General features: G+C 52.3%; 10 protein-coding genes. 4 read left to right on the top strand and 6 right to left on the bottom strand.

The window, feature by feature from the left end; genetic code table 11:
• Positions 1–107 precede the first annotated feature (107 nt).
• The 5 genes from DWX59_RS26970 to DWX59_RS26950 form a co-directional block, all read right to left on the bottom strand.
• Positions 108–764 carry a trimeric intracellular cation channel family protein gene (locus tag DWX59_RS26970; RefSeq protein WP_117563238.1) on the bottom strand — a complete coding sequence of 219 codons (657 nt, stop codon included), beginning with the start codon at positions 762–764 and terminating at the stop codon, positions 108–110.
• A gap of 49 nt (positions 765–813) precedes the next feature.
• Positions 814–1,821 carry an aspartate--ammonia ligase gene (gene asnA, locus DWX59_RS26965; protein WP_117563237.1) on the bottom strand — a complete coding sequence of 336 codons (1,008 nt, stop codon included), beginning with the start codon at positions 1,819–1,821 and terminating at the stop codon, positions 814–816.
• 85 nt (positions 1,822–1,906) lie between these two features.
• Complete coding sequence (locus DWX59_RS26960; protein WP_117563236.1) at positions 1,907–2,119, bottom strand: DUF3006 domain-containing protein; 213 nt, start codon at positions 2,117–2,119, stop codon at positions 1,907–1,909.
• A 125-nt stretch (positions 2,120–2,244) separates the two neighbouring features.
• Entirely contained in the window at positions 2,245–3,321 is a 1,077-nt protein-coding gene (locus DWX59_RS26955) for a ComEC/Rec2 family competence protein (RefSeq protein WP_117563235.1), read from the bottom strand.
• Between the two features lie 26 nt (positions 3,322–3,347).
• Positions 3,348–3,770: an acyl-CoA thioesterase gene (locus DWX59_RS26950; protein WP_117563234.1), complete on the bottom strand. Its 423-nt coding sequence runs from the start codon at positions 3,768–3,770 to the stop codon at positions 3,348–3,350.
• Between the two features lie 111 nt (positions 3,771–3,881).
• On the opposite strand from DWX59_RS26950, the gene DWX59_RS30195 reads away from it, so the two are divergent.
• From DWX59_RS30195 to DWX59_RS26940, 3 genes are all read left to right on the top strand, one after another.
• The gene (locus DWX59_RS30195; RefSeq protein WP_353626642.1) at positions 3,882–3,965 is read left to right on the top strand and encodes a DUF6783 domain-containing protein; all 84 of its coding nucleotides are present in this window, start codon (positions 3,882–3,884) and stop codon (positions 3,963–3,965) included.
• A gap of 127 nt (positions 3,966–4,092) precedes the next feature.
• The gene (locus DWX59_RS26945) at positions 4,093–4,338 is read left to right on the top strand and encodes a hypothetical protein (protein ID WP_117563233.1); all 246 of its coding nucleotides are present in this window, start codon (positions 4,093–4,095) and stop codon (positions 4,336–4,338) included.
• A gap of 65 nt (positions 4,339–4,403) precedes the next feature.
• Positions 4,404–5,426, top strand: a complete 1,023-nt coding sequence (locus DWX59_RS26940) for an aldo/keto reductase (protein WP_117563232.1) — start codon at positions 4,404–4,406, stop codon at positions 5,424–5,426.
• An 89-nt stretch (positions 5,427–5,515) separates the two neighbouring features.
• Here the strand turns inward: DWX59_RS26940 and DWX59_RS26935 are convergent, their stop codons facing one another.
• Positions 5,516–7,372 carry an ABC-ATPase domain-containing protein gene (locus DWX59_RS26935; RefSeq protein WP_117563231.1) on the bottom strand — a complete coding sequence of 619 codons (1,857 nt, stop codon included), beginning with the start codon at positions 7,370–7,372 and terminating at the stop codon, positions 5,516–5,518.
• Positions 7,373–7,646: 274 nt separating this feature from the next.
• On the opposite strand from DWX59_RS26935, the gene DWX59_RS26930 reads away from it, so the two are divergent.
• Complete coding sequence (locus tag DWX59_RS26930; RefSeq protein ID WP_117563245.1) at positions 7,647–8,318, top strand: hypothetical protein; 672 nt, start codon at positions 7,647–7,649, stop codon at positions 8,316–8,318.
• The last annotated feature ends 24 nt before the right edge of the window (positions 8,319–8,342 follow it).

Raw genomic sequence — 8,342 nt, 5'->3', positions numbered from 1 at the left:
GGATTTTAACAAATCCCACCCCAACTATTGACAAAGAGCCTATAAAAGTACGGCTTCCAGGAAATCAAATTCCAGGGAGCCGTACTTTTTATGGTTATACCGGAATCTCACGGCTGTTTCTTGGTTGCGGTAGGAAGGTTCCAGCAGTATCTGGTGGCCAGCATGCGTATCAGGATGACCAGCAGGGCGCTTATGATCATGGATGCATCCCCTGTCATCCAGTCAGCCAGGAACACATAACACAAAGCCCCTGCAATGGACGCGCTGGCATATACATGCTTGCGCAGGATATAGGGTGTCTGGCCGGCCATGATATCCCTGAGCACGCCGCCCCCCACACCGGTAAGCACACCCAGGAAGACGGACAGGAAATGATAATCCCCATATCCTGCCAGCACGGCTGTATCAATTCCTGTAACCGTAAAGGCAGCCAGCCCGATGGCGTCAAAAATGTTCATCATTTTCTCGTAGGAGGCAATGTAACGGCTCTCCAGTATCCTTTGGTTCAGCCTTACCACGATGAACAGTGCAAGGACAGTAATGAAAGCAGCCATCACATAAACCGGGTTCATGAAAAGTCCGGGCGGGACATTGCCCAGTATGATATCCCTGAGCATGCCGCCGCCTACCGCAGTGGTGACGCCCAGGACCACCACGCCTAGCAGGTCCAGCTGCTGTTTGATGGCCACCATGGCGCCGGAGGAGGCAAAGGCAACGGTTCCGATTACCTCGATAATGAAAAAGATTGATATATGAAATTCCATAAGATCCATTCTATCCTTCGTACTGTTTATTGAATACAGCAGGAAAATATCATAACAGGAAAATGTTGTGCTGCCTGCACACTTCCCTCATGTCCTTTGGCCAGATGCTGGCCTGTACCTCGCCGATGTGGGCGCGGTCCAGCAGCAGCATGCACAGACGTGACTGTCCGATACCGCCGCCGATGGTGTACGGCAGTTCGCCGTCCAGGAGCATCTTATGGTAGGGAAGGCTTCTGCGCTCTTCACATCCGGCCTTTTTAAGCTGTTCCTCCAGGGCTTTTTCGTCCACACGGATTCCCATGCTGGAAATCTCCAGGGCACAGTTTAGATGTTCAAACCAGAACAGGATATCCCCGTTCAGGCTCCAGTCATCATAGTCAGGCGCGCGCCCGTCATGGGGTTTGCCGCCGGTGAGCTTGTCGCCGATCTGCATCAGGAACACACATCCGTGCTCCTTTGTAATCAGGTTTTCCCTTTCCTTGGGAGTGCTGTCAGGATACAGGTCCTCCAGTTCCTGGGTGGTGATGAAGAAAATGTCCTTGGGAAGATGCTTGACCGCTTCTGGATATTTGTACCACACCTCATGCTGCATGTGCTTGATGATCTTGAATATCTCGCGGACCGTGTCCATCAGGGTATCCAGGCTGCGCTGTTCCTTTGTGATCACACGCTCCCAGTCCCACTGGTCCACATAACAGGAGTGCAGGTTATCCAGCTCCTCATCCCTGCGGATTGCGTTCATGTTGGTGTAGAGGCCTTCGCCGGGCTGAAAGCCGTACTCCTTAAGGGCCATACGTTTCCATTTGGCAAGGGAGTGGACAACCTCCAGGGTCTCGCCGGGAAGCCCCAGCATATCAAAGTCCACGGGCCGCTCCGTGCCGTTCAGGTTGTCATTAAGTCCGCTGCTGCGCTCCACGAACAGGGGGGCGGATATCCTCTCTAAGTGCATTTCACGTCCCATCTCTTTCTGGAACGTGTCACGTATGTATTTGATTGCGTCCTGTGTCTCCCGGATGGTAAGCCGGGGGTCATAGTTTTCAGGTAAAATCAGTTCCATCTAAATAATCCTCCAATTATCCATTTACATATGTTTCTTATGGTATCATTAATGGGAAAAAGGTGCAAGGGCTAAAAATAAAAAACTATTCAAATAAACCCATGAGCTTATTGTGCATGTTCCTGCGCCGTTCCTCAGTGCCTTCCTTATCAATGGAATAGATACCTTCCGCTTCATAGATCATATCCCCTTCTTTTATGGCTTTTGGCAATTGGGCCAGGGGGATGGATATCATTTCCTTCTGTTCGTTTTCACATATGGCCAGACCTTCTTCCAGCCGGTCGATGATGTATTTCATGTAAACCTCCTGTTGCAATGATTATGGGTTGTATTTATGGGCTGTATTTATGGGTTGCAATTACGAGCTGCATTTATGGGTTGCAATCACGGGCTGTATTTATGGGTTGCATCCATGGGTTGCATTTACGGCCTGCATTGCCCGCAGGGCGCGTATCCCTCACTGATAAGCTCATCCCTTGTGCCGGAAAACTCCTTCCGGTTCCTGTCCTTCATCTGTTCCAGGGAAGGGCAGTCAGGCAGGTGGAATTTCCTGGAGCTGGTGTTGAGTATGTAAGTGGACTGCGGGGACTGGAAAGGCTGGGCACCGGCGGCATCCTTTGTGCCGGAAACATTCCAGGTGATTTGGGTCCCGTCGCTGGAGGCCGTGATGGTGCCGTATTCATCCGTGCGCAATACCTGGCATCCGGCCTTTTCCAGTTTTTCCATGGTCTCCTTATGGGGGTGTCCGTAGGAATTGTCCTTTCCGCACTGGATTACCACATAAGAAGGGGAAACTGCCTTCAGGAAAACGCTGCTGGTGGAGGTGCTGCTTCCGTGATGGCCTGCCTTCAGCACATCTGCCTTCAGGGGCATGCCCCTTTCCAGCATATCGGATTCGGCCTGGGATTCAGCGTCCCCGCACATGAGGAAGCTGTTGCTGCCATAGGTAAGCCGGATTCCCACGGACCAGTTATTTAAATCATTGCCATAGTCCTTTACCGGCGCCACAATGGTGAAGGATGCGCTGCCAAGGGTATAGGTGCTGCCCGGAACCGGTTTGGTGATTTTAAGCCCCTTGTTGGAGACTGCGTTCAGTACATCCTCAAAGGTACGCGTGGTATGTTCCACCGGGGGAAGTATGACCTTGCCCACGGTAAACTCATCAATGACCTTGTCCAGGCCGCCTATGTGGTCAGAGTGGGGATGGGTGCCGATCACATAGTCAAGGGAGGTGACGCCGGCCTGTTTCAGATAGGAAACCACAGTGTCCGCCTGGTCATTTTCACCTGCATCAATGAGCATATAATGTCCGTCTGACCCTGCCAGTATGCTGTCGCCCTGGCCCACGTCAATGTAATGCACCGTAAGCCCCTGCCCGGTTCCGCTTTGGGGTGCGGACGGAGGGATTGGGGATGGGGAGGAGGAACAGCCGCCGGTCAGTACGGCAATCATCGTGAATATGCTAATTATCAATAATCGGATATGATTGTGTCGGGTCATTTTAAAGTCAGCCTTTCTGTGGGTTTTTATTTCAGTTGTTCCATGGCCCGTATAAAGGCCTCATCCCACTGGGGATGGATTCTTTTTAAGGATATGGGCCGTCCCTGTCTGTTTAAGAAGCAGTGGCTGCTTTCACCTGAAGCCATCAGCCGGCCGCTTGCGGCATCCCGCATTTCATATTCCAGGGTCATGCGGATTGCATTGTAAGCCTTCAGATTGACCCGGATACGGATATGGTCGTCAAAATGCACCATGTTCCTGTACTGGCAGCGGACTTCCAGGACCGGGCTCATGATCCCGGCCTCTTCCATGGCCCGGTATCCGCATCCCATCTGTTCCATCATATCTATCCTGGCTTCCTCCATCCAGCGGATGAAGTTGGAGTGATGGACGCATCCCATCTGGTCAGTCTCATAATATTGGGCATGATGCTCATACTCTTTTAACATTCTTACCTCCTGATTCTGTGGTATCTGGCGCGGGCCTGTTCATGGCTGGGCCCTGCCGTCTGTCTGTGCGGCGCACATTAATATAACACGCTCTAGTATATCGCAGGCAGGATGATTCGTAAAGTCCCCGGAAAGTGGGACACACAGCTGACGGAAAGCAATTTTCAAACACGCCCTAGCATCATGCATACGTGAAGACTCATGGAAGGATTTGAAAAACGCCGTATATTTTTGGATAAGCCTACATATACTGGTAATAAATGGGCTTAAAGATTGGAATTACGGCCTTAATAATAAAATCAGAGAAAAGGAGCGCATCGCTATGGCACGGGGAGTAAGAAAAACACCAATTGAAAAACTGCAGGGAGAACTGGCTGAGGTGCAGGCAACCATTGCACAGTATGAGAACTGTCTGGAGACAATGAGGGAAAAGGAAACATATCTGGAAGAACAGATTCAATTGGAGGAGTTTAAAGTTGTCAACGAAATGCTGCGGGAACGTGACATGACCATGGGAGACCTGAAGGAAATGCTTTCATCCGGAACAGGTGACAGCCTGAGTGCCTGACATGGTGTACAGCCCGGGATTTTTATGATAAAATAAATAAAAAATCTCAAGTGGAGGTACAAAAGATGGTGGAAGTGACTCTGGGAAGCACTGGCATGACTGTGAATAAGAATGGTTTCGGCGCCCTTCCAATCCAGCGTATATCGGATGAGGACGCCGTATATCTGGTAAGAAAAGCGTATGAAGGAGGAATCACATTTTTTGACACGGCCCGGTGTTATACGGACAGTGAGAAGAAAGTGGGGATGGCGCTGGAAGGAATCCGGGACAAGGTCTTGATAGCCACCAAGACCATGGCTGGGACCGTGGAGGAATTCTGGGAGGATTTAGGGACCTCCCTGGAATATCTCAGGACAGATTACATAGATCTTTATCAGTTCCACAATCCATCCTTCTGCCCAAAGCCAGGCGATGGGACCGGGCTTTACGAAGCAATCCTGGAGGCCAAGGCTCAGGGCAAGGTAAGGCATATCGGCATCACGAACCACAGGCTGGCTGTTGCCAATGAAGCCATTGATTCCGGGCTTTATGAGACACTGCAGTTCCCGTTCTGTTATCTGGCAACGGATAAGGACCTGGAACTGGTAAGCAGATGCAGGGAAGCCAACATGGGCTTCATTGCAATGAAGGCATTATCCGGCGGCCTGATTAATAATTCCCGGGCAGCCTATGTATATCTGGCAAAGTTTGACAATGTGCTTCCAATCTGGGGGGTCCAGAGGGAGAAGGAACTGGACGAGTTCCTATCCTATGTCCAGGAGCCGCCGGTGATGACAAAGGAACTGGAAGAACTGATTGCCCGCGACAGGGAACAGCTCCAGGGCGAATTCTGCCGCGGCTGCGGATACTGTATGCCGTGTCCGGTAGGGATTGACATCTGCAACAGCGCCAGGATGTCCCTGATGATCCGCCGCGCCCCGTCCCAGGCCCAGCTTACCCCCGAGGCCCAGGCGCAGATGAAGCTGATTGAGCAGTGCCTTCACTGCGGACAGTGCAAGGGAAAATGTCCGTATGGGCTGGATACGCCGTCTTTGCTTGAGAAGAATCTGAAGGATTACCTTGAGATATTGGATGGGAAAGAATATTAATGGCGTAGTGGAAGTTTAATAGAGAAATAGGAACAGGGGCTGCGCGGCATTTTAATCATGCTGCTCAGCCCCTGCTATTCACTTTTTATTTATCCTCTGTAACGGTTCATGCAGGCAAATATCTCCTGTACCCTGGGCATGCATAATCCCATGGCAGCATAGGAGGAATCGCTGATTGCACTCAGGCCGCCCTTTGTTATTTCCTTCTGCACAAGCGCAACCGTGTCGGCAACCGTATAGCGTTCCAGAAGTTGGTGCTCCACACAGTACCGGAGTATCTGGGCAAGGGCATTGGTCTGCTCCGGGTCGATGAGCTGTTCCACGAATCGCAGGTCAACCGGTGACCTGCCTACCTGAAGGGAATCCTTTCCATAGACCTTTACCTTGATGCGTCCGTCGCGTCCCCCGGAGTCGGACGGGCCGTGTCCGCGCTGTCCGCCCCGCCCCCGGCCGTAGGAAGAAGCTCCCCGGCCATTGGATGACTCCTCCCGGCCATAGGAAGAATCCCCCCGGCTATAGGAGGAACCGTCCCGGCCAGTGGATTCGCTGCGGACCGCGGCCGCATTCCCATTGCTTCCTGTGAAAAGCTTCCGCCCTTTCTGGGGAATGGAGAATCCGGGTGCGCAGGTGATGGGTTCTGCGCCGTAGGACGCGCAGAATGCCTTTGTCTTGTCTGTGATGTCATATGGCTCGTAGCAGTCCATCTGAAGGATGGTGTCCGCAATATAGAAATAGGCGCCGGAACTGCCTGCAACCATGACCGTGGATATGTCCGATTTTTCGTACAGATCCCTGGCCCGCTCAATGAACGGGGTAATGGGTTCCTTGGAACGGCTGATGATTTTCTGCATCAGGTCATCCCGCACCATGAAGTTGGTGGCGGAGGTGTCCTCGTCAATCAGGAAGACACGGCTGCCAGCCTCCATGCCCTCAATGACAGCAGCTGCCTGGGACGTGCTTCCGCTGGCGTCCTCGGTGGTAAAGCACCGTGTGTCCTTTTTGTTGGGCAGGTCATTGATGAACAGGGAAATATCCGTGTTGCGGATGCTGCGTCCGTCCTCGGCCCGCAGTTTCATGGCAGTGCTGTCCGTGATGACATATTCCCGTCCATCCCCTGCAATGTGGTTGTAAACCCCGGACTCCAGGGCCTTGAGCAGTGTGGACTTGCCGTGATAACCGCCGCCCACAATCAGGGTGATGCCGCGCTTGAGCCCCATGCCTGTAATGGGGCCGTGATGGGGAAGGTTCAGTTTGACGCGCATGGACTGGGGGGATACAAAGGGCACGCTTCCCTTCATGGGACGGCTGGAAATCCCGCTTTCCCTGGGCAGGATGGCCTGGTCGGCCACAAAGGACACCAGGTTCAGCCGCCCAAGCTCCCCGCGGATGAACTGCTGGTCCTCGGCCAGGTCAATGACTGCCTGTACCTCGCCGGGCCTGCGGTTCTTAAAGTAAAGTACGCTTTTGGCACACCTGGGAAGGAAGTCAAAGAGTATTTTAATGAGTTCGCCTGAATTAATGGTCCTCCCGTTAGCCGGGAAACCGCATTCAAAGCGTACGGTTATTCCCTTGGCACTGCACTCGCAGGCAGTGCGGCTTAAGACCTCGGGGCCCGGATGGCTGGTGGCGATAAGCCCGCTTTTGCCGGAGCCCTTTGCCTTAAAATTATATTTTGCAATCTCCTGGTAGAACTGCCTTACCAGATAATCCTCAAGGGCTGTCTGCTTCCAGGGCGTATCAAAGGAATCCGATGGATATCCCGCCTTCTGGTGCGGAATGAAGATGCTTAGTTTGGAAGGGGAGGCAAAAGGGTCCCCCTGCACATGGTCAATGGTCAGGACATAGTCGCTGAAGTCATAAGATCCCCTGGCATCCTTGTAGGCCGGATAGCTTCTCCGGTCAATGGACTCTAAAAGCTTTCTTAAATCTGGTGCTGATTTCGTCATTTATGTTCACCTCTTGGTCCGCAGATTCATGGCTGTGCCTGCGGCTGCTTTCATATTGAATGCACCATCCGGCCAGGAACCATAGCGGCAGTGCCGGATGGGGCATCAGTCTGTTTTTTAGTCCATTATATTTTAATGCACGGAACAGGAAAATGCAACCGGATGTGCAGATTTCCCTGCTGCGGATTTCCTTCATTTACCGGCGTTGAACAATGTACGTGTTTATGGTATGATGGTTTGCATAAAAAGCAGGAAAGAAAGTGATGCACGTATGATGGAAGATATAAAACAGGAGCTGACAGATGCCCTTTCGGGCGCTGAAAAGGTATTGATCGGTATCGGCGGTGAGTGGAAACTGGGGGATGACGGCAGGGACATAAGGGAACGGAGCCTTAAGGACAGGGCCCAGGCCGGGCTGAAAGAAGCGTATGATGCCTTATACGCCCTTGTAAAGGATAAGGATTACTATGTGGTTACCACCCTGACGGACGCAGCTGTCCATGAAACGGACTTTGATCCGGGCCGGATGGTGGCGCCCTGCGGCAACATCCACTGGCGGCAGTGCCCGGACGCCTGTACCAAGGACATATGGGAGGAAGGGGAAATACCGGATGACATCTGCCCTCATTGCGGCCGGCCCCTTACCGGCAACACCCTGGATTCGGGCAATTATATAGAAGAGGGATACCTGCCCCGCTGGGAAGCTTACAAGAAATGGCAGACAGGCACATTGAACCGGGCCCTTGTGATACTGGAACTGGGGGAAGGGTTCGGGACGCCCACGGTCATGAGATGGCCCTTTGAGAAGATTGCATTTTTCAACCAGAAGTCCAGGTTTTTCAGGATTCATGAAAGCTTTTACCAGATACCGGGGGAAGTCCGGGAACGTGCATATGGCGTCCGCTGCAATTCCGTGGACTTTATCCGTGATTTAGCAGGAATTTAAGAAACATATTAAAAAAATATTGCC

The organism is Enterocloster aldenensis, from assembly GCF_003434055.1.
In the GTDB taxonomy this organism is placed as follows: domain Bacteria; phylum Bacillota; class Clostridia; order Lachnospirales; family Lachnospiraceae; genus Enterocloster; species Enterocloster aldenensis.
This window is presented reverse-complemented; position numbering and strand designations above follow the sequence as displayed.

Excerpts from the sequence above, each read along its gene's own strand:
- DWX59_RS26955 (WP_117563235.1), bottom strand. The coding sequence starts at position 3,321 with ATGACCCGACACAATCATATCCGATTATTGATAATTAGCATATTCACG.
- DWX59_RS26970 (WP_117563238.1), bottom strand. The coding sequence starts at position 764 with ATGGAATTTCATATATCAATCTTTTTCATTATCGAGGTAATCGGAACC.
- DWX59_RS26960 (WP_117563236.1), bottom strand. The coding sequence starts at position 2,119 with ATGAAATACATCATCGACCGGCTGGAAGAAGGTCTGGCCATATGTGAA.
- DWX59_RS26950 (WP_117563234.1), bottom strand. The coding sequence starts at position 3,770 with ATGTTAAAAGAGTATGAGCATCATGCCCAATATTATGAGACTGACCAG.
- DWX59_RS26945 (WP_117563233.1), top strand. The coding sequence starts at position 4,093 with ATGGCACGGGGAGTAAGAAAAACACCAATTGAAAAACTGCAGGGAGAA.
- DWX59_RS26940 (WP_117563232.1), top strand. The coding sequence starts at position 4,404 with ATGGTGGAAGTGACTCTGGGAAGCACTGGCATGACTGTGAATAAGAAT.
- DWX59_RS26930 (WP_117563245.1), top strand. The coding sequence starts at position 7,647 with ATGGAAGATATAAAACAGGAGCTGACAGATGCCCTTTCGGGCGCTGAA.
- asnA (WP_117563237.1), bottom strand. The coding sequence starts at position 1,821 with ATGGAACTGATTTTACCTGAAAACTATGACCCCCGGCTTACCATCCGG.
- DWX59_RS30195 (WP_353626642.1), top strand. The coding sequence starts at position 3,882 with ATGATTCGTAAAGTCCCCGGAAAGTGGGACACACAGCTGACGGAAAGC.
- DWX59_RS26935 (WP_117563231.1), bottom strand. The coding sequence starts at position 7,372 with ATGACGAAATCAGCACCAGATTTAAGAAAGCTTTTAGAGTCCATTGAC.